This window comes from Pseudomonas sp. P7758, from assembly GCF_013386485.1.
In the GTDB taxonomy this organism is placed as follows: Bacteria; Pseudomonadota; Gammaproteobacteria; order Pseudomonadales; family Pseudomonadaceae; genus Aquipseudomonas.
In genome coordinates, this window is record NZ_JACARS010000034.1 from 1 (window position 1) to 23446 (window position 23446).

Genomic DNA, 23446 nt, shown 5'->3' on the forward strand with positions numbered 1-23446 from the left:
CTCCCTCACCACAGCAAGCTCCCTCGCCACAGCAAGCCCCCTCGCCTCAGCGTTCTTCAGCGCTTGGGCTCCAGCGACACCAGGCGCGGCTTGATGGATTTCTCGCGCACCTCAAGCAACGCCAGGGTCACCGGCAACTTGAAACGTCGCCGCCCTGCACTGCCAGGGTTGAGAAACAGCCGCTCGCCGTGCCACTCGATCAATGGTTTGTGAGAGTGGCCAGTGATCACCAGCCGGATGCCCGGATCAAGCTCCTTCGGCACATCGGCAACGTCATGCACCAGCAACGCCCGCCAGCCGTTCAAGTCAAAATCCAGCCGGTCAGCCAAATGCTCTGCCCACGCGGCATCGAGGTCATTATTGCCGCGCACCACATGCAATGGCGCAATCGAGGCCAGCAACTCAAGGATCTCCGGGCTACCGATGTCCCCGGCGTGAACAATCTGCTCGCACCCTTCCAGGGCCGCCAGGGCCTCGGCACGGAGCAAGCCGTGGGTATCGGAAATCACACCAACTTTCATGAACGTCTCCTGTGCAAAACCCCGGCGCGATCCACCGGGTGGCTTGCAATCAATCATTGCACTGCCTATATTTCCCGCCTGGCGCCATCTACGCCACCATCCGCGGAAAGGGCTGCGCCCAAGACCTTGACTGAATATCACATTTCTACGACTCCCAACCTTAAAGCGGACAAGGTTTGTACAAGGAGATCGTATGTCGCAATCATTCTCGTCCACTAACGGCCGTATCAACCTTGAGCAGCAGCGCAAGCGCGCCAAGGAACTTTTGCAGCGCCTGAAAAGCGCCGATGCCGCCACGACGCCCACCTTATCCGATGCCCAATGGTCGATCGCCAAGGAACTCGGTTTTCCCAGCTGGCCCAAGCTCAAGGCCCACGTCGATGCGGTGGATTTTGCCGCCCGCCATCCAGGTTTCGACGCCAGCGATGAAGCCCGCACCACCCACTGGCGCTGCGGCAATGATATCGCCCACAGCCTGGGCGTGGCGGGGTTCAAGGGCCGCTTCCGGATGCTGATTGACCCATTGTGCATGGGCCCGGTGCAGGACCTGCCTGCCGAGCAATACCAGGCCGTTCGCAGCCGCTATATCAGCCAGGTGTTTGCCATGGATGAGGCCGAAGTGGCGCGCCGGCATGCGGACGAATATCACCATCTTGAACAACTGGGCAGCGCCGGCCACAGCGTGTTGTGGTGTGAGGCGGATACGTACGATCAGTTGTTCCTAATTCGCGCGCTGGCTGGGCTTGAGCATCTGCCTGAAAAACTGGAGTTGATCGAAGTCGATCGTATCCCCGGCGTGCAGCGTTTTATCGGCATCGGCCAACTGGCGCCTGAAGTATTGGCGTGGCTGTGGCCGCAGCGTCGGCGGGTCGATGAGGACATGCTGAAGCTGGCGCGGCAGGCCTGGCTGGCGTACTGCGACAGTTCGCCGGTCAAGCTGGCGGAACTGGCCCAGAGCAACCATACAGCCCTGCCCTTGCTGGCCCCGGCGTTGCGTCGGCAGTTGCAGGAGTTACCGGGTGTGCGGGACGGTTTGTCACTGACCGAGCGCCTGTCCCTGCACTACGTGGATGAGGCCGGGCCGGTGCCGTTTGGCCGGGTGTTCGCCGAGCTGATGGGCAAGCGTGAACCGCTGCCGTACCTGGGAGACATGATGTTTCATGCGCTGATGCGGCCGTTGATCGATGGCGAGAATCCCCTGTTGATCGAGTCCGGGGCCCAATTGCAATGGCCGCAGCGGGTGTTGGCGCTGACTGCGCTGGGTCGCCAGGTTCTGAACGGCGCAGCCTACTGGCCGGATCATGCAACGGAAGAACGCTGGGTAGGTGGCGTCTGCCTGCGACCGCGCCACCCGCACTGGACAATTGACGAACATGGCATGCCCGTGTGGCGTGATTGATTCTTCGCGACAGCTTTGATCTGTGTCATGTTGAGCCAAACAGGTAACGGTTCAGCGCGATGACCTTACAACAGCTCAACTACTTTCTCGCCGCCATCGAGCACGGTACGTTCTCCAAGGCGGCGGAAAGCCTGCATATTTCCCAACCCTCATTGTCCGAGCAGATCCTGCGGCTGGAGGAGCACCTGGGTACCCACGTGTTCATCCGCACCAATCGCCGACTGATGCTCACCGAAGCCGGACGCCGCCTGCAGCCATTTGCACAAGGCATGGTGACGTCAGCACGCCAGGGCTATGAAGCGGTGCAGGCTGTGCGTGAACTGTCCGGTGGCGTGGCCAGTTTTGGCACCTTCGGCACCGCCCACCACTATTTCCTCACGGACCTGATCGAGCAGTTCCGCACCCAGCACCCGGATATGCGGATCAAGATCGTCGGCTATAACTCCTCGGAAATCGCCGAGCTGGTGAGCCAGGGCGAAATTGAAGCGGGGCTGGTGATGCTGCCGATCAAGCAGCAGAACCTGACCGTCAGCGAGCCGGTCTGGTCGGCCCAGGTCGGCTATATCAGTGCCGACCCGGAGCGACTCAAGGGCCCGAAAACCATCAGCGACCTGGCGGTGGCACCGTTGATTCTCACCGAGGCGCGCTGGCGCACCGCCGACCCGATTCGCCGGTTGTTGGGGCAATTGGCGTCCAAGGGCGGCGAGGTGCTGGACCCGATCATCGAAGTGGAGCACCAGATCACCGGCTTCGAGCTGGCTGCGCGCGGGCTCGGCGATGTGATTGCCACGCGCCCGATCCTGCATCAGCTGGGCTTCAATGATCGCTTGGGCTGGGTGCCGATCAGCCCGGCGATCTTCGAGGTATTCGGCTTTATCCATCGCCACGACACGCCTATTTCGCCGCCCACCCGGGTGCTGATCAACCTGATGCGCAGCCACTTGAGCCGCATCCAGAACCTGTATGCGCACCTGGAGACGCTCTAGCCATAGGGATCACCTATAGGAAACACATGACTTAGCCCATTCATCCACCTCTTGCCGAGCGGGATACTCCAGCCACCGACGCCACAACAGGCGCTTGAATGGGGAGCCAGCATGTCCAATCACTACTGCATCATTGGTGCCGGGGCCGCAGGGCTGGCGGCGCTGAAGACCATGACCGATGCCGGTTTCGAGGTGGACTGCTTCGAAAAGTCCGCGAACATCGGCGGTCACTGGAACAGCGACTACGATGCCTTGCACCTGATCACCCCCAAGAGCAGTTCCTTCTTTGACGGGTTCCCGATGCCCGCTGACTATCCGGTGTACCCGAGCCGCGATCAGGTCAAGGCGTACATGAACGCCTACACCGACACCTTCGGCCTGCGCGAAAAGATCACCTTCAACACCGAAGTGCGCAGCCTGAAGCCCCTGGACGAGAACGGCGAAGCGGGCTGGCAGGTGACCCTGGCAGACGGCACCCACAAACACTACAGCGGCGTGCTGGTGGCCAACGGTCACCTGTGGGATTGCAAGATCCCGCAAGTAAGCAAGGGGTTCACCGGCGTGTCGATTCACTCCGGCGAATACCGCAACGTGCAGCAGGTGCAAGGCAAGGTGCTGGTGGTGGGGTTTGGCAACTCCGGATGCGACCTCGCAGTGGATGCCGCCCAGGCTCGCCTGGACACCACCATTGCGATCCGACGCGGCCAGCTGTTCCAGCCCAAGACCCTGTTCGGCCTGCCCCGGGGCGAGCTGCCGCTGCTGGGGCAATTGCCGCCAGAACAGCAGAACATGCTCATGAACATGCTGATCATGGCCAGCGTCGGCACCCACAAGAATTACCCCGGGCTACCGGCACCGGATACCTACGACCTGGATGCGCAACCGCCGGTGGTCAACACCTTGCTGCTGTACTGGATCCAGCACGGCCGAATCAAGGTCGCACCGGGTATCGAGAACATCCAGGGCAAGACTGTCACGTTCGCCGATGGCAGCCAGGTCGATTACGACACCATCGTCTGGGCTACCGGTTTCAACACGCGCCTGCCGTTCCTCGATGAACGCCTGCTGCAATGGCGTGACGGTGTTCCGCTGCGTACCGCCGCGATGACCTTGCCGACCAACCTGGAAGGCCTGTTCTACATCGGCCTGGGCGCCCCACGTGGCCCGCAATGGCCGGTGTATTGCGAGCAGACCCGGCTAGTGATGCGCTTTCTCACCCTGCGCGAGCGTGGCATGCAAGGCCTGGCGGCGAAGTTTGCCCAGTTGCAGCCGGCCGACTCACGCATCGATATCGTCAAGCGCGAATGGCTGAGCAACTACCAGGACACCCAGCGCCAACTGGATGTGCTGGAACTGGCTCTGCAACCCGGCACCCCTCTTCCTCAATACGCCTGATCGGATAGCCCTTATGAACACTGCACCGCACTCCAGCGTTATCGTCACCGGGACGTCCTCGGGCATGGGCCAGGCCGTCGCACAGCGCTTTCAGGCTGAAGGCTGGCACGTCGTCGCTGTGGACGTAACACCCAGCACACAGCCGGCAAGCCCCTTGTTTTCGCCAGTGGTCGGCGACATCACCCAGGAGGCCACACTGGCCCGTACCCTCGATGCCGCCCTGGACGGCAAGGCACCGCTGCGAGCCGTAGTGAATGCGGCGGGGGTCTTTCCCACGTCATCCCTGGATAGCTTCAGCGAAGCGCTGTACCGCAAGATATTCGACATCAACGTGCTGGGCTCACTGAACATCGCACGTATCGGCACCCGTCACCTGAAAGCCGCCGGCGGAGGCGCTATCGTGTTCTTCGCCTCGGTGGATGCGTTCACCGTGTCGAAAAACCAGTTGCTCTACAGCGCCTCCAAGGCTGCTGTGGTGTCGATGACCCGCTCCCTGGCCATCGAACTGGCCGGCGACAATATTGTGGTCAACGCACTGGCCCCGGGCTGGGTGGACACCGAAGGCACCCGTGCCGGCGGGCGCATCGAGGCCGCCATCGAATCGATCCCCTTGAAACGCGCCGCGCGGGTCGAAGAAATCGCCGACTGGGTCTGGCAACTGAGCGCCAAACCCTCCTACATAACAGGCGAATCATTGTGCATCGCCGGGGGCGTGTATATGCGATGACCCCAGCCTCCGCAGGCCCCGCGCATCAGACGTGGGCCTGCCACTCCCTATTGACTGCTGCCTCACTACAATTATTCCAGAGGGCAATATCATGGGCGAAGTTCACGCTTCCTCGATTCATCAAGGGTTTCCCGCCGACCGTGCATCGGCTGAACCCTCACGCAAACGGCTGACCAAAGCGGTCGTCGGCGTGACACTGGGCAATATGGTCGAATGGTTCGACTTTGCGCTCTACTCCTCTCTCGCCGGCATCATCGGCAAGACGTTCTTCCACAACGACAACCCGACCACCCAGTTGATGGCGATCTACGCCACCTTCGCGGCGGGCTTCCTGATTCGGCCACTGGGCAGCCTGGTGTTCGGTCCCATTGGCGACAAGTTTGGCCGGCGCACGGCGCTGTCGCTGAGCATCACGCTGATGGCCGTCGCAACCTTCGCCATTGCCTTGATCCCGAGTTACGCGAGCATCGGCCTGTTTGCGCCCGTCCTGTTGATTCTCATGCGTCTGCTCCAGGGCCTGTCGGCGGGTGGCGAGTACGGCGGCTCCTGCACGTTCATCGCCGAGCATTCGCCGGACGAGCGACGCAGCTTTTTCACCAGTTGGCTGGAATTCGGCAATATCTCCGGGTTCCTGCTGGGCGGTGCAGTGGTCAGCCTGTTTACCCTGGGCCTGGGCGAACAAGCCATGCAGGACTGGGGCTGGCGCGTGCCCTTTGCGATTGGCGGCCTGCTCGGCCTGATCGCCCTCTACTTGCGCCTTGGCCTGGAAGAAACACCAGTGTTCAAGGAAATCCAGGCCAACGAAAAACTGCGAAAGGCGACGGGCGCCGAACCCAGCCTGTTCAGCTTACTGGTCAACGAATGGCCGAAAATCCTGCAATGCATGGGCCTGGTCACCGTGTTCAACGTGACCTACTACATCATCCTCGGGTACATCCCGGGTTATCTGGAAAACGTACTCGGGTACAGCAATACGTTCGCCAGGAACCTGGGGATGGCCGCGACGCTGTTCATGCTGGTGTTGATCCCGGTTTCAGGCTTGCTGGCCGACCGACTGGGCCGGAACCGGATGATCATTACCGGCTGCGTGCTGCTGATCGTCATGGCGTTCCCCTGCTTCATGCTGCTGCATACCCAGAGTGTCGGGTTGCTGCTGGCCGCCCTGCTGATCCTGACCCTCGCCCAGTTGTTTTTTGAAGGAGCGATGCCGGCCACCATGACTTCGCTCTTCAAGGCCCGCGTGCGCTACAGCGCCCTCGCCTTGAGCTACAACGTCGCGGTCTCGCTGTTCGGAGGCACGGCCCCGCTGATCAATACCTGGCTGATATCGATCACCGGCAACCAGATGATTCCCGCCTGGTACCTGATCGGCGGTGCCGTGGTCGGCCTGATTTCGATCCTGTTCGTAAAGGACTCCACCGGTAAACCCCTCCCAACATGAGAACCACCATGACCAGTAAAACCACAGCGCGGCAAACTATTTCCTCGGGCGGTCAGTACGAAAACGTGTTCGGTTATTCCCGCGCCGTTCGCGTGGGCAACCACCTGCACATCTCCGGCACCTGCGCCTCACCCGATTACGAACACAGCAATGCTTACGAACAGGCCCAGGCCATTCTCGTCACCGTCAACAAGGTGTTGGCCGAGGCGGGCATGGGCCCTGAAGACGTAGTGCGCACCGTGGTCTACCTGCGGGATATCAACGATGCCGCCTCCGTCGCCAAGGCACACAGCGAGGTGTTCGACGCCATTCGCCCGGCCAGCAGCCTGATTCAGGTGGATTCGATGCTGCGCCCCTGGCAGAAAGTCGAAATCGAAACGTACGCCATCGTTGCCGATTGACTCAGGCGATGAGTAAAAAACCGCGGCTTGGGCCGCGGTTTTTTTTGGTCCCGGTTATATCCATAGCAATAAACGATATTGGTATATACCAGATTGCTCCCTTATAAATCGCCCCCATCAAAAGACTGCAGGCTGGAGAAGCAAGCGATGGTGTCGGTAAAGGTAATGCTGGAGTACTTTCATCCCTGGCCGAATTCGGCGGGTTTGTACCTGGCGCGGGAACGCGGCTGGTACGCCGAGCTGGGCCTGGATGTGGAGTTGGTGGTGCACGACCCCTACCGTGGCGACACCCTTGAGCACCTGCTGACCGGCGCGGCGGACTTCGGCATTTTCCCCAGCAACCGCCTGCTGGTCCGGCGCGGCCAGGGGCAAGCCCTGCAAGGCATCGCGGCGATCAATCATGCGGGCCTTGAGTCGATTCAAACCCTGACCGACTCCGGTATCCGCCGCCCACGAGACCTGGTGGGCAAGCGCCTGGCGCTCAACCCCACGCCACGGGGTTTGGCGATGGTGCGTCACCTGGTGAGCAACGACGGTGGCGACCCTGATGGCGTGATCCTGGTGGACAGCGGTGTACGTGAGTTGCGGCCCGAACAGTTGGCCGAAGGCATCGCCGATGCCAGTTTCGGCGGCTACTGGGCCTGGGAAGCGTTGATGCACAGCCCCATCGAAGCAGAACGCCGGGTGGTGTTGCCGGTGGATCAGATTGGCGCACCGGCGTATCACAGCTACCTGTTGGGCGCCCACGAACAAACCCTCGCCGAGCAGCCCGGGTTGGTGCGTGATTTCCTCGCGGCCACTGCCCGTGGCTATCTCGCCGTGGCCGAAGAGCCAGCCATCGCGCTGGCGGCCTATGAGCACACTACACCGTATTTCCCGGCGGAATTGCTCAGCGCATCCCTGCACAAAATCGCTCCGACCTGGCTGCATGACGGTCGTTGGGGCGAGCAACGCCAGGCGCTGCTGAAACCTTATGCCGAGTGGCTGCACGAGCACGCGGTGCTCGACAATCCGCAGGTGTGGCAAGGGGCAACCAGCAACGCCTATCTGCCCGGGGCGACGGCATGAATCCACAACGCACCGCCCATGGCCTGGGGCTTGATCCGGTAGCTGCCGACTGGCCAGCGCTGCACGAAGCAGATATCCAACAGTTGCTGCACGAGTACCCGCAACTGGGTCAACTGCGCAGTTTGCATTGGCACAGCCCGCGACCGTTCTCCGCTGCCGGGCTGATCAATACCGGCAGCGCCACCCTGTTCGTCAAACGGCATCACCGACACGTGCGCCAAGCCGCATGGCTGGAAGAAGAACACCGCCTGATCGCCCACCTGCATCGCCACGGCGCACCGGTTGCCGCAGTGGTGCCGAACCGCCACGGTGCAACGGCCACGACGCAAGGTGAATGGACCTACGAGATTCACCATGTCGCCGAGGGCCTTGACCTGTACCGCGATGCGCTGTCGTGGTCGCCCTTCCAAAGCACTCAACATGCGCAGGCGGCGGGTGTGGCGCTGGCTCGATTGCACATCGCAGCCGAGCACTACAGCGCACCCCGCCGTCAAACAGAAGTGCTGCTGGCCAATGCCCGGGTGATCGAACAACCCGCGCCACTGGCCGCGATCGCCAATACCCCGGCGCTGACCGAGTACCTTGCCGACAAGGATTGGCACACACGGCTGACCGAGCTGCTGTTGCCCTGGCACGCGCCCCTGCAACCCTTGCTGCACCAACAACCGGCGCTCTGGACCCATAACGACTGGCACGCCTCGAACCTGCTGTGGCATGCAGACGGCAACGTCGCCAGCGTGCTGGACTTCGGCCTCGCCGACCGCACCTTCGCCCTCTACGACCTGGCGACCGCCATCGAACGCAACGCCGTGCCCTGGCTGGACCTGGACAGCGGTGGCCTGGCAGCAGCGGACCTCGACAGCGTCGACGCATTGCTCACCGGCTATCACCGGGGCCGGCCATTGAGCGCCCAGGACCTGCACACCCTGAGCGCCCTGCTGCCGTTGGTGCATGTGGATTTTGCCCTGTCCGAAATCGCGTACTACCAAGGCGTAGTGGGTTCCACCCGCAGTGCCGACGTGGCCTATCACGCCTACCTGCTGGGCCATCTGCAGTGGTTTGCCGGTGCCCAGGGGCAACGATTGCTCAACCACCTGCGGCGAAAATCCGTATGAGTATCCTGGTCGATACCGATTGGCTGCATGCTCACCTCGGGGAGCCCGGGCTGGTGATACTGGACGCCACCGTCGTCCTGCCGTCCCCGCGTTTTGACGGTGATTACCGGGTCGCCAGCGGTCATGCCGGTTGGCTGCACGCACATATCCCCGGCGCACGGCATGCCGACTTGCTGACCGATCTGGCCGACGTTCAAGCGAGCTACAGCTTCGCCCTGCCAACACCACAAGCCCTGATTCAGGCACTGGCGAATCTGGGTACAGGCGTCGGCAGCAACGTGGTGATCTACGATCGCGCCGACGGTTTCTGGGCCGCACGCCTGTGGTGGATGCTGCGCGGGCTGGGCATTCACGCCGGCGTGCTGGACGGTGGTTTCAACGCCTGGCAACGGGCGGGGTTACCGCAGCACAGCGGGCAGCCTGCAAACACACCCGTCGTCGAACCCTGGCCGATCAGCACATACGCACCACTGTGGATCGACCGCGCAGGCGTTGAGGCGGTGGCCGCAGGACAAGCACCCGGCGTACTCGTCTGCGCGTTGGGCAGCGCCTTGTTCGACGGCACCGCAGCCACCCGCTACGCCCGGCGCGGGCACATTCCCGGCAGCCACAACCTGCCGGCACGCACGCTGTTTGATGCACAGGGTCGCTACCTGCCCAAGGACGCCCTGGCCGTGGCTATCGGACCCACGCTGCTGCACGGCGACGGTCCATTGATTCTGTACTGCGGCGGCGGAATTTCCGCGGCGGCCAACGCCCTGGCCCTGACCCTGCTGGGTCGCCAGGACCTCGCACTCTACGACGGCTCGCTGCAGGAATGGGCCGCCGACGCACGCTTACCAATGACTACCGGAGCAGCTCCGGCCTGACGCCTTTTGCGGCGACCCCGGCTTTTTAATTTCGTACTGGCAACCCGTCCGTTGCGCAGCGCTGGGCCCCTTTGCGCCCAATAAAGCGCGAGGCGCCAGCGGGCAGGCCCTTGGAGCGCTCCTTTTATGGCAACACCGTACCGTCACACCCTGCTCGCCCTGAGCATCACCCTCGCCGCCACGGCCGCCCACGCCCAGGACGCGACTCTGGACACCGTCACCGTAGTCGGTGAACAGGCCACCGAATACCAAGCGAAAAAGGCCGCTGTCGCCGGCTTCGATAACGCCACGCTGCTGGACACCCCGGCCTCGGTGGCGGTGATCACCGAGGCTCGCCTCAAAGACCAGCAAGCCCGCCTGCTCAGTGAAGTATTGAAGAACGACGCCTCGGTCGGCGACAGCTATGCGCCGGTGGGTTACTACGAGAATTTCGTGGTGCGCGGTTTCTCGTTGAACCCGGCCAGCAGCTACAAGATCAACGGTCGCACCATCACCGGCGAACAGAACGTCGCACTGGAAAACAAGCAGCAAGTGGAAGTGCTCAAGGGCTTGTCCGGGCTGCAAAGCGGCGTGTCCGAACCCGGCGGCTTGATCAACTACGTAAGCAAGCGCCCGGAGAACGTGCGCTCGGTGACTGTCTCCACCAACGAACACGGCGAGCGCTACCTGGCCACCGACGTCGGCGGCTGGCTCGGTGCCGAGCAGCAGGTGGGGGTGCGGGTCAACCTGGCCCACGAAGACATCCGTTCCTACGTCGACCACGCCGACGGCCAGCGGGATTTTGCCTCCCTGGCCCTCGACTGGAACATCAGCCCCAACGCCCTGCTGCAACTGAACGCCGAATACCAGAACCGCGAGCAACGCTCGGTGCCCGGATACCAATTGCTCGGCGGCACCACCGTGCCCCACAACGTGTCGCCACGGGATCTGCTGGGCTACCAGAGCTGGTCGAACCCGGTGGGCATCAAGTCGCTGAACCTCGACGGCCTGTTCGAATACCGCTTCAACGAGGCCTGGAAAGCCAGCTTCAGCGCCTCCCGCAGCCGCGTGGTGATCGACGACTACAGCACCTTCGCCTGGGGTTGCTACGGCGCCGCCAGTTGCGCCAACACCGCAGTGCCCAACCACTTCAGCGCCGAGGGTGACTACGACATCTCGGACTACCGCAGCCCCGACGACACCCGCAGCAACGAAGAAGCCCAGGCCGCCCTCAACGGCCAGTTCGACACCGGTTTTCTCAAGCATGACCTGACCTTCGGCACCACTGCCTTCCGCCGCCTGGTGGACCGGCGTGAATCAGTCAACGAATACATCGGCGAGGGCAATATCTACGAAAAGCCGCCGGTGCTTGACCCCTACGAGGGGCCGCTGGGCCATACCTACCGGCGCCTGGACAGCCGCCAATACGGGCTGTTCGCCAGCGACCGCATCAGCTTCAACGAGCAGTGGCAAACCATTCTCGGCGGGCGCCAGGTGCGCCTCGACGAAGAAACCTACGACCAGGCCGGCGACACCACCCGCCATACCCAGCGCAGCGTATTCCTGCCCCAGGTGGCGCTGATCTACAAGCCGCGCCCGGACACCACCCTGTACGCCAGCTACAGCAAGGGCCTGTCCCTGGGCGGCACCGCGGCATGGTTCAGCAGCAACGCCGATGAGGTATTGCCGCCGACCACCTCGCGCCAGCTGGAAGTGGGGATCAAGCGTGACTTCCAGCGCCTGAGCCTGACCGCCGCACTGTTCCAGATCACCCAGGACCTGCAATACAACCGGCCCAACGATGACGGCACCCTCACCTTTGTGCAGCAAGGCAAGCAGAAGAACGTGGGTCTGGAACTCTCTGCCAACGGCCGAGTGACCGATAACCTGCAAGTGTCGGCCAGCGTGGCGGCGATTCGCGCCCGGGTGAGCGGCAGCGGCACCGACGACTACGACGGCCACCAGGCGATCAACGTACCCAAGCTGCGCGCCAGCCTGCACGGCGACTACAGCATTCCCGGGATCAAGGGCCTGGCCCTGCTCGGCGGCGTGCAATACAGCGGCAGCAAGTACGCGAACCGCGAGGCCAGCGTGAAGGTCGACGACTATGCGGTGTTCGATGTCGGCGGACGCTACAGCACCAAAGTCGGTGATTACGATACTGTGCTGCGCCTGACCGTCGACAACCTGTTCGACAAACGCTACTGGCGCGATGTGGGTGAATCGGCGGGCGATGGCTACCTGTTCCTGGGCGCGCCACGCACCGCGCGGTTATCCGCCACCGTCAATTTTTGAGGCTGACTGTTCATGCGTAATCTGATTTTTGCCAGTGTGTGCCTGCTCTCCACCGCCCTCGTCGGCTGCCAGCAGCAACCGCCCGCCAACGACCAGCTGGATGCGGTGCTGTGGACCCAGACCTCCATCGAGCACGAGCTGATCTACCGCCAGGTGTTCGCCAACGCCACTCGCCAACTGGACGTGGCCCTCAAGACCCCGGACTGGGACGCCCTGCCCTTGCCACCGCGCAATCTGGCCGGGCTGCCGCCAGCGGTGATCGTCGACATCGACGAGACCGTGCTCGACAACATCCCGCTGAATGCCCGGGACGTCGTCAACAACCAGGTCTACTCCTACGACCGCTGGAACACCTGGGTCGACCAGGCCAAGGCCCAGGCGCTGCCGGGCGCCGTGACGTTCCTGCAGGCCGCCAAACACAAAGGCATCACGGTGTACTACATCACCAACCGCGAGCAAAGCCAGGTCCAGGCCACCGTCAACAACCTGCGCCTGCGGGGCTTTCCGGTGGACAGCGAGCAGCAGGTACTGGCTGCCGGCACGCCCATTGGCGGCTGCGAACACGCCGGCTACGGCAAGAACTGCCGACGCCAATGGGTCGCCCAACACGCCCGCGTGCTGATCCTGGCGGGTGATTCCCTGGGGGATTTCGTGCAGGCCGAACACAACACCCTGGACGCCCAGCGCAAGGCCGCCGAACCCTACCTGGGCTGGCTCGGCCAGCGCTGGTTCGTGCTGCCCAACCCGACTTACGGCAACTGGTACAGCGCGCCGTATGGCGACCAGGAAAAACTGCCCTTTGAACGCAAGCGCCAGCTCAAGCAACAGGCGCTGCACCTGCAAAACTGACCCTGAGGGGACCGTATGACGCCGCTGGAAATAGTCGCTGTGATCTTCAATATTGCCGGGGTGTGGCTCACCGCCCGACGGGTGCGCTGGTGCTGGCCGGTCAGCGTGGTCGCGGTGTTGCTGTACGGCTGGATCTTCTTCGACGTGAAGCTGTATTCCGACATGCTCCTGCAACTGGTCTTCGCTGTGTTGCAGGGCTACGGCTGGTGGCGCTGGAGCACCGGGCGCATCGACGCGGGCAAGGTGCGGGTGGAACGGCTGCCGGTCCAGGAAGCATGGCGGCACCTGCTCGCCGGGGTGATCGGCGCGCTGCTGCTGGGCGCCGCCATGCACCACTTCACCGATGCCGCACTGCCGTGGCTCGACTCGCTGCTCACCGCTTTCAGCCTGGTGGCCAGCCTGTGGGCGGCGCGCAAGTATGTGGTGAGCTGGTGGCTGTGGATCGTGCTGGATACGGTCTACGTGGGCCTGTTTGTGTACAAGGACCTGCAACTGACCGCTGCGCTGTATGCCGGGTTTGTGGTGCTGGCGGCGTATGGGTTGGTGTCGTGGCAGCGTGACCTGCGCCAACAGGAACAGCAACTTTCAGTTGCTTGAACACGATGTTTGTTTCCCAACTGTTGCCAGGCCAACAGTTGGGAAAACATATAACTAAAACAACGCATTACAGTACATAAAATCATTAAACATAAAGCCCTTATCGCGTTTAAATATAAAAAATCCCATGGGTATATTTATGAATTTACGTACTGTCGTGACCTTGGGCCTGGCCCTGTTAGTGGCCAGCCCGGCGGTGTTCGCCGGGGCAACGCTGGATCGCATCACGCAATCCAAACAGTTGGTTGGCGTGCTGATGGAGAACTATCCGCCCTTCTCTTTTCTCAATGAACAAAACCAGCTGGATGGCTTCGACGTCGACGTGGCCAAGGCCGTGGCCGACAAACTTGGCGTCACCCTGAAGTTGGAAACACCCTCTTGGGAAGTAATCGCAGCAGGCCGCTGGCAAGGGCGTTATGACGTGTGCATCTGCTCCATGACCCCAAGTGCCGCCCGTGGGCAAGTGTTCAATTTTCCTGTCGAGTATTACGCCTCACCGGCGGTCATCGTGGTCAACGCCGATGAATCTTCCATCCACTCGGCCAGTGACCTTTCCGGGAAAAAAGTCGGCGTGGGCAGCGCCTCGACCTACGAGGCCTACCTGAACAAAGACTTGGTGATCGAAGGCGCCAACACGCCAATCGAATACCCGTTCAGCCAGATTCAAGCCGTGCCTTACGACAATGAAATCGTGGCCTTCCAGGACTTGGCGCTCGGCACCGGCAAACGCTTGGACGCAATGCTCACCAACCTGGTGACCGCCAATGAGCGAATCAAGCATGACCCACGCTTCAAGGTCGTCGGCAAACAGCTTTACAGCGAGCCCAACGTGGTCGCCACCGAAAAAGGCGCCCCCCAATGGGACGCGAGGCTGACCCAAGTGCTGGCCGACCTTAAAAGCGACGGCACGCTGACGAAGATCTCCCAGAAATGGATTGGCGCAGACATCACCCAATGAGCGTTTTCCCCACCCCGACCTCTGTGGTGAAACCGCCGCCCGTCAAACACCAGTGGTTGCCCTTCCAGGTGCGCCTGTGGCTGACCTGGGGCGTGATGCTGTGCCTGTTCGCCGGGCTGTTCATGAGCTTCGACCTGAAGTTTGCGATCGTCGCGGCCAAGTGGCAAAACCTGGTGGGCCTGCACCTGTCGCCCAACGGCTTTCTGCAGGGTGCGGCGCTGACGCTGTTCCTGTGTTTCTGCTCGATCTGGCTGTCCCTGGCCCTGGGGTTTGCGACGGCCATGGCGCGCTTGTCGAACAGCGCGGTGGCGTTCGGGATTGCCAGTTTTTACGCCTCGTTCTTTCGCGGCACGCCGCTGCTGATCCAGATTTTGCTGATCTACCTCGGCCTGCCCCAGTTGGGCGTAGTGCCGGGCGCCATCAGCGCCGGGATCATTGCACTGTCGTTGAACTACGGGGCATACCTGAGCGAGATCTTTCGCGCCGGCATCATCGGAGTGTCCCAGGGCCAGCGGAATGCAGCGGCGGCGCTGGGTATGGGCCCGGCGGTGACGTTCTGGCAGATCGTGCTGCCCCAGGCGATGCGCACCATCATTCCACCGACCACCAGCCAGTTCATTTCGATGCTCAAGGACTCATCGCTGGTCTCGGTCATGGGCGTCTGGGAAGTGATGTTCCTCGCGCAGTCCTACGGGCGCTCCTCATACCGCTATATCGAAATGCTCACCACCGCTGCCGTCATCTACTGGCTGCTCTCCATTGGCCTGGAACTGATCCAGGCACGCCTGGAGCGGCACTACGGCAAGGCCTACCTTCACGGGCGATAACCGCTTTTTACCTGCAGGAAGCACCATGTCTGATCCAACCCCGTTGTTATTCGGCCTGTACGAACAAGCCAGTGTCGGCTGCGGCGGCGCGCCCAGCCTGTGGACCCACCCGGCGGATGAACGCCTGGGCATCAACACCCTCAAGTACTGGTCGAACCTGGCCCGCACGGCAGATGAAGCCAACCTCGACCTGATGTTCTTCGGCGATGTGCTGGGCTTCTACGATGTGTTTGGCGGGTCCGAAGCGGCGGCGTTGAAATGGGCGGTGGAAGCGCCGGCCAACGACCCGCTGACGATCATTCCCGCACTGGTGGCCCTGACCGAAAAGCTCGCCTTTGGCGTCACGGTCAGCACCACCTACGAACACCCATTCACCCACGCCCGGCGCTTCAGCACCCTGGACCATTTGTCCGATGGGCGTATCGGCTGGAACATCGTCACCTCTTACCTGTCCAGCGCCGCACGCAACTTCGGCCTGGAGCAGATGATCAAGCACGACGACCGCTACGAACGCGCCGAAGAGTTTCTCGACGTGGTGTACAAGCTCTGGGAAGGCAGCTGGGCCGATGACGCGGTGCTCGCCGACAAACTCGCACGCACCTATGCCGATGGCACGCGTGTTCGACCGATCCAGCATGCCGGCGACCATTACCGGGTGGCCGGCCCGCACCTCACGTCCCCCTCACCGCAACGCACTCCGCTGCTGATCCAGGCGGGTTGGTCGGGCCGTGGCCGGCAGTTCGCGGCCAAACATGCAGAGCTGGTGTTTATCGCCAAATCCAACCCGCTGGAGATACGCCAGGGGCTGGAAGATATCTGGCGCCAGGCCGAGGCCCGCGGGCGCAGGCAGCAAGACGTCAAATCCCTGACCGTGTTGCGCATCATCACGGCCCCCACCGCCATCGAAGCACAAAAGAAATACGAGACCCTGCAAAGCAACTATCACCTGCAGGCGCAGTTGGTGAGCTACGCGGGCGACACCGGTATCGATATCAGCCGCTACGCAGACAGCGAAGCACTGTCCACTCACACCGAAGGCATGACCTCCTACGTGATGAGACCCGATGGCAGCGGTAAACCGCTGACCGCCGGCGAGGTCAAGCAACGCTTCGCCAACGTGACGCGGGGCAGCGACCTGATCCTGGTGGGCACGCCGGAGCAGGTGGCGGGAAAAATCGAGGAACACGCCAGAATCTCCGGCACCAGCGGCTACATGCTCAACCCGTTGATCAGCCCCGGCTCGCTGAATGACTTTGTCGAACTGGTGATCCCGGCCCTGCAAAAACGTGGGCTGTATCGCACCACGCCGCAGACCGGCACCCTGCGTTCGCGGCTCAGCGCCGACGGCAGTGACCGCTTGCCAACCTCGGCCCATGGGGCTTCGTTCCGCTTTGAGTAAGGTGCTGGTGGGCACTGCGTGACCTGCGCTAACAGGAACGGTAGAGTCACGCCCACGCCAGGCCTGCACACGGAACCCCAGGATGCCTTTCGACCCGATTTCACCGCACTACCAGCGCATTCGCGAACAGATCGCCCACGATATCGCGGCGGGTGTGCCGCAGGCGGATGAGAAATTCCCGTCCGAACGGGAGATGATCGAGCGCTTCGGCTGCACCCGGGTCACCTTGCGCCAGGCCTTGCAGCAGCTGGAAGCCGAAGGCCTGGTGTACCGGGAAAACCGTCGCGGCTGGTTTGTCAGCCCCCGGCGCATCCGCTATGACCCAACACGCATCAGCGGCTTCATGGATTACGTAAGTGCCCAAGGCCGTACGCCGCGCACCGAATGCCTGCACGCAGAGCTGCGCCCCGCGGGCGACTGGCTGGCCAGGCGGATGGGCCTCGCGTCGGCGGATGAGCCGATGTTTTTCCTGCAACGGCGGCGCTGGATCGACCGGCGGCCGGTGTTGCTGGAGTTCAACGCGCTGCTGGCCAGCTGGTGCCCTGGGCTGCTGGACGCCGACTTGAATACCTCGCTGACCCAACTGCTGCGGGAGCGGTTTTCCCGGGTGCTGTCGCGGTGTGAGCTGGAGATGCACATTGGCACGGTGAATGAAGAACAGGCCGAGTTGCTGCAATTGTCCACCGGTTCCACCAGCGTGTATCTGGAACGCTTGAACTTCGGCGAGGATGACCAGCCGGTGGAGTTTGACCAGGAATTCTGGCGTCCGGATGCATTGTCCGTCGTGATGGAGACGCGCTACCCCGGGACGTGAATTTCACACCTGTGAAAGCTTGTGACTTGTTGCCAACGAACCCGTTTTCACTCGCTTGCAGCCCCTACTATCGAGTCCTCGTGCGCCCCTCACATGGACTGAACCGATGATCACCCGCCCCGAAAAATCCGCGTCGCCCCGCGTCGATCAACCCAACGCTCCCGAGCGGGTTTTCGACGCCGTCCTGAACAAAGCCAAAATCCTTGCCAGCACCGGGCCGGGCGACAAAACCGTCAAGCCCGAGGACTACAAGGAAGTCACCGCCCTCCCGGCCAAACTCGACATCGACAAGCTCAAGGTCATTTCCGAAGACAAGGACGCCGGGGTGATCTACTTCGAACAGGACGGCGCCAAATACAAGATCAGCGCCGAGGGTGCGGCCAACGCCCAGGACGGCTTCGACGTATTGAAGAACCTGCGCTTCGGCCATGCCGTAGCCCCGGTCAACCAGGGCGGGCCCGACGAAGGTACCCCGCTGTACACCTTCCTCCAGACCCTGGCCGAAACCCAGGGCACCCCGGCCGGCAAGGCCATCGTCGAAAGCCTGAAGAACCCCGACCAGCAACTGCTGCGCGAAGACGGCGACGGCGTGCGCCTGGCCAACATCAAATCCGTGGGCAAGGCTGAAGACGGCATCCTCAAGGTCAGCCTTGAAAACGGCAAGACTCTGGTCATTTCCGAATTGCTCACGCCCCAGGCGTTCAGCACCTACACCCAGGCCGGGGTGACCAAGGAAGCCCTCAATGACGGCAAATCCAAAGGTTATGAAGAAGTCACCAGCCTGCCGGGCGACCTCGATTTCAGCCAGTTGAAAGTGGTGTCCGAAGACAGCAGCGCCGGAGTGATCCTGTTCGAACACCAGGGCCACAAGTACGCGATCAGCAAGTCCGAAGCCGACCTGCCGCAGCCCGGCGCCGACCTCGGCAACCCCAACCCCAACGCGGGCGGCACCTTCTACAACTTCCTCCACGCCGTGCACGCCAGCGAAGGCTCGCAGGCCTTCGACTACATCAAGAACGCCCAGTCCCTGCCCGGCCAGGAACTGCTGCGCAAGGACGAGGCCAGCCTGAAGCTGGGCGACATCAGCAAGGTCGACGCGCCCATGGACGGCATCCTGGTGGTCAACCAGGCCGACGGTAAACTGCTGGTGGTGTCCAAGGACATCACCCCCGAAGCCTTCGCCGCCTACACCAGCAAGGGCCAAACCCTGGCCGGCATCGAAAAGGCCAAGGGCGACGGCTACACCCTCGCCGCCCCGGACGCTTACCTGGCCTCCACCGAAGACATCATGAGCGTCGGCGGCGCCGGTGATTATGGCCCGGGCCTGATCGCCTTCACCCAGCACAAGCCGGGGGGCAGCGAAGAGAAAATCGTGGTGTCGGAAGACAGCAATCCACAGATGTTCGAGCAGATTTCCAGCTACCGCAGCGACATCGCCGCGCAAACCACCGACGTCGACAAGCTGCGCACCGACAACGGCCTGCCGCCCCTCAAGGACGTCTCCGTCGACAACCTGACCACCACCGAGAAAGATGACAGCGGCAACCCGCTGTCGGTGCAGGACCTGTCGATGAAGACCCTGGTGGACAGCTACCGCGCCGGGGTCAAGGACGGCAGCATCGGCAAGGACGACCCGCGCGCCAAGTTCCTGCGGGCGGTGGAAGCCAGGAGCATGGCCGACAACGGCATGTCGATCATTCCCGAGCACGGCTTCGGCAACCAGGGCATCGCCACCACGCCCATCGACGTGACCTCGCGGGATGTACGCGACAACATCTTCGACCCCAAGGCCATCGACCAGACCATCAACGACCTGCTCGGCGACTCGACCATCCAGCACGACATCAAGGCCAACCACGACGCAGCCCTGGGCAAGGTCGACGGCGGCCAGGCGAAGGTCGATGAGACCAGGCAGCGCCTGATCGACAGCACCTCCTCGGAGAACTTCACCCAGTACATCAAGTCCCTGCAGGACAGCGGCAAGACCGAACTGGCCACCCAGGAAATCCAGACCGCCTACACCGCCCTGGCCGATATCGACCCGGCCAAGGCCGACAACTTCCTGCAAAACCTGCAGATCGACGGCTACACCGATGCCGTTGAACAGCTGATGGACGATCCCACCAAGATCTCCGACGACAACACCGCCCTGGCCACCACCGACAACACCATGGCAATCCTGTCGATGCTCAAGGGCAGTGCCGACGGCCTGCCGCGCCAGGCGCTGGGGGTGTATTCGAAGTTCGTCGACCAACTGCTCAAGGACAAAAACGCCGCCGCCGATTTCGGCAAGGCGATGATTTCACTTGGCGACACCTGGCAGAAAAACGGCGTGATCAGCTTCAGCGACATCGACAAGGCCGTGAGCAAGGAGATCATGCCGGGCCTCAGCGAAGAGAGCCGCAGTTCGTTCGTGAAGAACCTCAACTTCCTCAAGGACAACGGCGTACTCGGCTCAGTGGGCGGCGCAATCGGCATGGGCCGTATCGTCTACCAACTCGCCGGGCAAGGCGGCAAGCTGGCGGATACGCCGATGAAGCGCCTGGGCATCGCCAACGACTTCCTCGGCTTCCTCGGCACCGGCTCGCACTTCGCCACGCTGGGCCTGAAGGTCTACGACAAATTGCGCGGCACCAACGCCTACAAGCTGATGGGCTTCGACCGTTCCCTGCCCGACCTGTGGGCCAAGCCTGGCGAGGGGTACCACGCGCTGCCCAAGGACGCCGAGGCGGTGCAGAAAAAGTACTTCGAGATCGTCGACCAGGCCATGGACGACGGCAAGGACGTGGGCAAGGCCCTCAACAGCGGCGGCTGGAGCGACGAAGGTGCGGCGAAGATCCAGGAAGGCATTGAAAAAGGCATTGCCAGCCGCGGCGGCGTGGCCGGGGCCGGTTTTGGCGCGAAGTTCGCCAGCAGCGCGATCAAGGTGATCGGCATGGCCACCGACGTGGCAGGCGGCGTGATCAGTGTGGTGCAGGCGGCGTTTACCTTGCGTGATGGTGTGCGCGAGAAAGACCCGGTGAAAATCGCCTCGGGCTCACTGTCGATGGCCGGTGGTGTCAGCAGCCTGGTGGGCGCGGCCGGCGGCGTGCTGGGCACGCTGGGGGTGACCGGGCGGATCATTCCGTTCCTGGGACCGGTGGGTTTCTTGATCTCCGGCGCGTTGTCGTTTGTCGGGGCGATCTTGAGCACGGTGCAGTCCCACAAGCTGCACAAGATCTCGATGCAGAACTGGGACCAGATCCAGGACTTCAAGCAGGACGGGCTGCTCAAGCCCAACGGGGATGAAGCGTACGTGTGGTTGCAGACCTACCTGTCCGACTGGGGCCAGCGGGATGCGCCGCAGGACCAGAGTATTTTTGATTTCCGCAAGGAAGAGTGGGATGCGCGGTCGAGTATCCGCGGGGGCGACCATCGGCGGGACCACCCGGACTTTATCGGGGACGGGAATAACCGTAACTCAGAGGACTACAAGTACTCGCTGAAACCGTCGGAATGGACCAATGAGAACCACGACATTATCTGGCGGGTGGGGGATGGGTATGGGGGTGAGTACCATGATGTGGACAAGCCATAACTGAACTTCCTGACACCCGGCAGAACCTATGTGGGAGCGGGCTTGCTCGCTCCCACATTTTGATCGGTGTTCGGCTCAAGATCGTCAGATCAACCGCGCCGCCACCAACCAGTCCGCCACCGCCTGGAACGAAGCATCCGGCACCGGATCCCCCGGCACCGTCTTGCGCGCAATCGCTTCCGCCAAGCCCTTGTCCGGCGCTTGCGGTATCCCTAAATCAAACGCCTCCTGCAACATCCCCAACGCTTCCTCCGGCGAAGCGCGGCACACCACCACCGGCACCGGCGTTTCACCACGCACATAACGCACGCCTATCACCCAGCCATCGGTGGTGCCGATCATCATCGACGCCCGGCCCAACCCCAGCTTGGTGGCCAGCGCCTGCATCTCCTGGCGCTGGCGTCGCCGTTCGCTCTTGATCAACGGGTCGCCGTCAATGTCCTTGCGCTCGCGCTTGGTCTCGCTGCGGGTCATTTTCATGTCGCGGCCGAACAGCCAGCGTTGCATCAACACATCCACCCCGCCCACCAGGATGAAGGCCGCGAGTACGGTAAACACCAGCGGCTTGAGCACCAGGAAAAATGTCGACTCGATACACCCCGCGCCACACCGCGACGACTCCATCAACGCTTGCAACGCATGCCGCCCCACCACGTAGAACGCCACGGCCAGCACATGCACCTTGATCAGGCCCTTGATGAATTCCACAAAGTTGCGCAGGGCAAACAGCTTCTTGAAGCCTTCCGCCGGGTTGATACGCTTGAACTCCGGCTTGATCGGCTCCACGGAAAACACAAAGCCGCGCATGGTGATGATATTGGTCAGGATCACCACCCCGGTGGTCACCGCCATCACCGGCAGGGTGATGCCGATCACCAGTTGCTCGGCATGGTCCAGCACCCGTGGCCAAACCGTGGCGAAGGGTTCGATGTAGATCTGCGCAGTCAGGTCGATCAGCGCCGTGACCTGGGCCTGGGCCCGGGGCGCGAGGATGGAAATGCACAGGGTGCAGAACAGGATGACCATGCCCGAGACCAGGTCCTGGCTCTTGGCGACCTGGCCTTTCTTTCGCGCGTCCTTGAGTTTTTTATCCGTGGCCGGCTGAGACTTCTCTTCGCTGGTATCGCCCATGCGCTACTCCATGCCCGCCAGGGTTTTCAGCAGCTCCACCGTGCCGCGAAATTCCGCCAACTGGTCCAGCATCAACGGAATCAGGAAGCCGATGTAGATCACCATCAGGATCGAGAAAAACAGGTTTTTCACCGGCAACGACAGGTCGAAAATATGCAGGTTCGGCGCCATCCGCGACAGGTACGCCAGCATCAAATCAGTGACCAGCAGCGAGATGATCAGCGGCGACACCATCAGCACCCCGACGCGCATGATCTGGTCGAGAATCGACAACACCGCCAGCAACGCCGAGCTGGCAAACACCGGGGTAAACGCGGTCACCGGCCACAGCTGGTAGCTGTGGTAATAACCGTCGACCATCAGGATAAAACCGCCGGACATGAAGAACAGCGTGATCAACATCACCGTCAGCAAGGTGGACATCACACTCGACTCCCCGGTGGACAACGGGTCCACCAGTTGCGCCATGGTCGAACCGCGCTGCAGGTCGATCAACTCCCCCGCCACTTCCGCCGCCCAGAACGGAATGCCGAACAACAGGCCGATCAGGATGCCGATCAGGAATTCCTTGATCAGCAACCCGGCGATAAACAGGCTGCCGTGGTTGGGCATCGAGGTCATGGCGTCGAACACCGGCATGAACATCGGGATCGAAATCGCCACGGCCACGCAGCCGCGAATCATTCCGGTGAGCCCGAGGCGGTTGAACGCCGGGGTGATCACCACCACGCCCATGGCCCGGCAGGCCGCCAGCGAGGCCGAGCTGATCACCGGGTAGGCGACTTCGAGAAACTGTGCGGTAAGGCTGGCATCCATGGGCGGTCAGCGCGTCCACAAGGGAAAATTGTCCAGCACCTGGCTGCCGAGTTCCGCCACTTGCCCGGCCAGCACCGGGCCGAGAAACACGATAGTCAACAATACCGCCACCAGCTTCACCACCTGGGGCAGGGTCTGGTCCTGGATCTGGGTCAGCGCCTGGAACAGGCCCACGCTCAAACCCACGATGATCGCCACCCCCAGCGCAGGCGCGGAGAGCATCAGCACGGTCATCAGTGCCTGTTTCATCAATGACAGGAAAACGTCCTGGCCCATGGGTCG

At 62.3% G+C, this 23446-nt stretch carries 21 protein-coding genes; 17 read left to right on the forward strand and 4 right to left on the reverse strand.

Features of this window, described 5'->3' with window-relative positions; genetic code table 11:
* Window positions 1-56: 56 nt before the first annotated feature.
* On the reverse strand, window positions 57-521 hold the full coding sequence (locus HX873_RS08745) for a metallophosphoesterase family protein (RefSeq protein ID WP_134326963.1): 465 nt from the start codon (window positions 519-521) through the stop codon (window positions 57-59).
* A 193-nt stretch (window positions 522-714) separates the two neighbouring features.
* Here HX873_RS08745 and HX873_RS08750 point away from each other — a divergent pair, with 193 nt between their 5' ends.
* The 17 genes from HX873_RS08750 (at window position 715) to HX873_RS08830 (ending at window position 21217) form a co-directional block, all read left to right on the forward strand.
* Entirely contained in the window at window positions 715-1920 is a 1206-nt protein-coding gene (locus tag HX873_RS08750) for a DUF1835 domain-containing protein (protein ID WP_177122585.1), read from the forward strand.
* 59 nt (window positions 1921-1979) lie between these two features.
* Window positions 1980-2906, forward strand: coding sequence for a LysR family transcriptional regulator (locus HX873_RS08755; RefSeq protein ID WP_003208286.1), 927 nt, complete (start codon window positions 1980-1982; stop codon window positions 2904-2906).
* Between the two features lie 111 nt (window positions 2907-3017).
* Entirely contained in the window at window positions 3018-4301 is a 1284-nt protein-coding gene (locus HX873_RS08760) for an NAD(P)/FAD-dependent oxidoreductase (RefSeq protein ID WP_177122586.1), read from the forward strand.
* Window positions 4302-4314: 13 nt separating this feature from the next.
* The gene (locus HX873_RS08765; protein ID WP_177045346.1) at window positions 4315-5028 is read left to right on the forward strand and encodes an SDR family NAD(P)-dependent oxidoreductase; all 714 of its coding nucleotides are present in this window, start codon (window positions 4315-4317) and stop codon (window positions 5026-5028) included.
* 91 nt (window positions 5029-5119) lie between these two features.
* Window positions 5120-6469, forward strand: coding sequence for an MFS transporter (locus tag HX873_RS08770; RefSeq protein WP_008433139.1), 1350 nt, complete (start codon window positions 5120-5122; stop codon window positions 6467-6469).
* An 8-nt stretch (window positions 6470-6477) separates the two neighbouring features.
* On the forward strand, window positions 6478-6870 hold the full coding sequence (locus HX873_RS08775) for a Rid family hydrolase (RefSeq protein WP_003208292.1): 393 nt from the start codon (window positions 6478-6480) through the stop codon (window positions 6868-6870).
* A 147-nt stretch (window positions 6871-7017) separates the two neighbouring features.
* Window positions 7018-7938 carry an ABC transporter substrate-binding protein gene (locus HX873_RS08780; RefSeq protein WP_102369481.1) on the forward strand — a complete coding sequence of 307 codons (921 nt, stop codon included), beginning with the start codon at window positions 7018-7020 and terminating at the stop codon, window positions 7936-7938.
* Window positions 7935-9053, forward strand: a complete 1119-nt coding sequence (locus HX873_RS08785; RefSeq protein WP_177054083.1) for a phosphotransferase — start codon at window positions 7935-7937, stop codon at window positions 9051-9053. Before HX873_RS08780 ends, HX873_RS08785 begins: the two co-directional genes overlap by 4 nt.
* Window positions 9050-9922 carry a sulfurtransferase gene (locus tag HX873_RS08790; RefSeq protein ID WP_177122587.1) on the forward strand — a complete coding sequence of 291 codons (873 nt, stop codon included), beginning with the start codon at window positions 9050-9052 and terminating at the stop codon, window positions 9920-9922. The genes HX873_RS08785 and HX873_RS08790 overlap by 4 nt, the downstream gene beginning before the upstream one ends.
* A 126-nt stretch (window positions 9923-10048) precedes the next feature.
* A complete protein-coding gene (locus HX873_RS08795; protein ID WP_177122588.1) occupies window positions 10049-12196 on the forward strand; it encodes a TonB-dependent siderophore receptor in 2148 nt (715 codons plus the stop codon).
* Window positions 12197-12208: 12 nt separating this feature from the next.
* On the forward strand, window positions 12209-13045 hold the full coding sequence (locus tag HX873_RS08800) for a 5'-nucleotidase, lipoprotein e(P4) family (protein ID WP_003208300.1): 837 nt from the start codon (window positions 12209-12211) through the stop codon (window positions 13043-13045).
* Window positions 13046-13060: 15 nt separating this feature from the next.
* Window positions 13061-13642 carry a nicotinamide riboside transporter PnuC gene (pnuC, locus tag HX873_RS08805; protein WP_008433153.1) on the forward strand — a complete coding sequence of 194 codons (582 nt, stop codon included), beginning with the start codon at window positions 13061-13063 and terminating at the stop codon, window positions 13640-13642.
* A gap of 139 nt (window positions 13643-13781) precedes the next feature.
* Complete coding sequence (locus HX873_RS08810; RefSeq protein ID WP_177122589.1) at window positions 13782-14600, forward strand: transporter substrate-binding domain-containing protein; 819 nt, start codon at window positions 13782-13784, stop codon at window positions 14598-14600.
* Window positions 14597-15427 (forward strand): amino acid ABC transporter permease, encoded by an 831-nt coding sequence (locus HX873_RS08815; protein WP_008433156.1) that lies wholly within the window; start codon window positions 14597-14599, stop codon window positions 15425-15427. The genes HX873_RS08810 and HX873_RS08815 overlap by 4 nt, the downstream gene beginning before the upstream one ends.
* A gap of 25 nt (window positions 15428-15452) precedes the next feature.
* The gene (locus HX873_RS08820) at window positions 15453-16826 is read left to right on the forward strand and encodes an LLM class flavin-dependent oxidoreductase (RefSeq protein WP_177021006.1); all 1374 of its coding nucleotides are present in this window, start codon (window positions 15453-15455) and stop codon (window positions 16824-16826) included.
* A gap of 82 nt (window positions 16827-16908) precedes the next feature.
* On the forward strand, window positions 16909-17640 hold the full coding sequence (locus HX873_RS08825) for a UTRA domain-containing protein (RefSeq protein ID WP_003208308.1): 732 nt from the start codon (window positions 16909-16911) through the stop codon (window positions 17638-17640).
* 106 nt (window positions 17641-17746) lie between these two features.
* Window positions 17747-21217 carry a hypothetical protein gene (locus HX873_RS08830; protein WP_177122590.1) on the forward strand — a complete coding sequence of 1157 codons (3471 nt, stop codon included), beginning with the start codon at window positions 17747-17749 and terminating at the stop codon, window positions 21215-21217.
* Window positions 21218-21301: 84 nt separating this feature from the next.
* Here the strand turns inward: HX873_RS08830 and HX873_RS08835 are convergent, their stop codons facing one another.
* The 3 genes from HX873_RS08835 to sctS are packed head-to-tail and all read right to left on the reverse strand — an operon-like array spanning window position 21302 to window position 23440.
* Window positions 21302-22348: an EscU/YscU/HrcU family type III secretion system export apparatus switch protein gene (locus HX873_RS08835; protein WP_003208311.1), complete on the reverse strand. Its 1047-nt coding sequence runs from the start codon at window positions 22346-22348 to the stop codon at window positions 21302-21304.
* Window positions 22349-22351: 3 nt separating this feature from the next.
* Complete coding sequence (gene sctT, locus HX873_RS08840; protein ID WP_003208312.1) at window positions 22352-23164, reverse strand: type III secretion system export apparatus subunit SctT; 813 nt, start codon at window positions 23162-23164, stop codon at window positions 22352-22354.
* Between the two features lie 6 nt (window positions 23165-23170).
* Window positions 23171-23440: a type III secretion system export apparatus subunit SctS gene (gene sctS, locus HX873_RS08845; RefSeq protein ID WP_003208314.1), complete on the reverse strand. Its 270-nt coding sequence runs from the start codon at window positions 23438-23440 to the stop codon at window positions 23171-23173.
* Between the last annotated feature and the right edge of the window lie 6 nt (window positions 23441-23446).

Excerpts from the sequence above, each read along its gene's own strand:
- HX873_RS08775 (WP_003208292.1), top strand. The coding sequence starts at position 6,478 with ATGACCAGTAAAACCACAGCGCGGCAAACTATTTCCTCGGGCGGTCAG.
- HX873_RS08745 (WP_134326963.1), bottom strand. The coding sequence starts at position 521 with ATGAAAGTTGGTGTGATTTCCGATACCCACGGCTTGCTCCGTGCCGAG.
- HX873_RS08810 (WP_177122589.1), top strand. The coding sequence starts at position 13,782 with ATGAATTTACGTACTGTCGTGACCTTGGGCCTGGCCCTGTTAGTGGCC.
- HX873_RS08765 (WP_177045346.1), top strand. The coding sequence starts at position 4,315 with ATGAACACTGCACCGCACTCCAGCGTTATCGTCACCGGGACGTCCTCG.
- HX873_RS08815 (WP_008433156.1), top strand. The coding sequence starts at position 14,597 with ATGAGCGTTTTCCCCACCCCGACCTCTGTGGTGAAACCGCCGCCCGTC.
- HX873_RS08755 (WP_003208286.1), top strand. The coding sequence starts at position 1,980 with ATGACCTTACAACAGCTCAACTACTTTCTCGCCGCCATCGAGCACGGT.
- HX873_RS08830 (WP_177122590.1), top strand. The coding sequence starts at position 17,747 with ATGATCACCCGCCCCGAAAAATCCGCGTCGCCCCGCGTCGATCAACCC.
- HX873_RS08825 (WP_003208308.1), top strand. The coding sequence starts at position 16,909 with ATGCCTTTCGACCCGATTTCACCGCACTACCAGCGCATTCGCGAACAG.
- HX873_RS08820 (WP_177021006.1), top strand. The coding sequence starts at position 15,453 with ATGTCTGATCCAACCCCGTTGTTATTCGGCCTGTACGAACAAGCCAGT.
- HX873_RS08780 (WP_102369481.1), top strand. The coding sequence starts at position 7,018 with ATGGTGTCGGTAAAGGTAATGCTGGAGTACTTTCATCCCTGGCCGAAT.
- HX873_RS08790 (WP_177122587.1), top strand. The coding sequence starts at position 9,050 with ATGAGTATCCTGGTCGATACCGATTGGCTGCATGCTCACCTCGGGGAG.
- HX873_RS08835 (WP_003208311.1), bottom strand. The coding sequence starts at position 22,348 with ATGGGCGATACCAGCGAAGAGAAGTCTCAGCCGGCCACGGATAAAAAA.
- sctT (WP_003208312.1), bottom strand. The coding sequence starts at position 23,164 with ATGGATGCCAGCCTTACCGCACAGTTTCTCGAAGTCGCCTACCCGGTG.
- HX873_RS08795 (WP_177122588.1), top strand. The coding sequence starts at position 10,049 with ATGGCAACACCGTACCGTCACACCCTGCTCGCCCTGAGCATCACCCTC.
- sctS (WP_003208314.1), bottom strand. The coding sequence starts at position 23,440 with ATGGGCCAGGACGTTTTCCTGTCATTGATGAAACAGGCACTGATGACC.
- HX873_RS08800 (WP_003208300.1), top strand. The coding sequence starts at position 12,209 with ATGCGTAATCTGATTTTTGCCAGTGTGTGCCTGCTCTCCACCGCCCTC.
- HX873_RS08770 (WP_008433139.1), top strand. The coding sequence starts at position 5,120 with ATGGGCGAAGTTCACGCTTCCTCGATTCATCAAGGGTTTCCCGCCGAC.
- HX873_RS08760 (WP_177122586.1), top strand. The coding sequence starts at position 3,018 with ATGTCCAATCACTACTGCATCATTGGTGCCGGGGCCGCAGGGCTGGCG.
- HX873_RS08785 (WP_177054083.1), top strand. The coding sequence starts at position 7,935 with ATGAATCCACAACGCACCGCCCATGGCCTGGGGCTTGATCCGGTAGCT.
- pnuC (WP_008433153.1), top strand. The coding sequence starts at position 13,061 with ATGACGCCGCTGGAAATAGTCGCTGTGATCTTCAATATTGCCGGGGTG.
- HX873_RS08750 (WP_177122585.1), top strand. The coding sequence starts at position 715 with ATGTCGCAATCATTCTCGTCCACTAACGGCCGTATCAACCTTGAGCAG.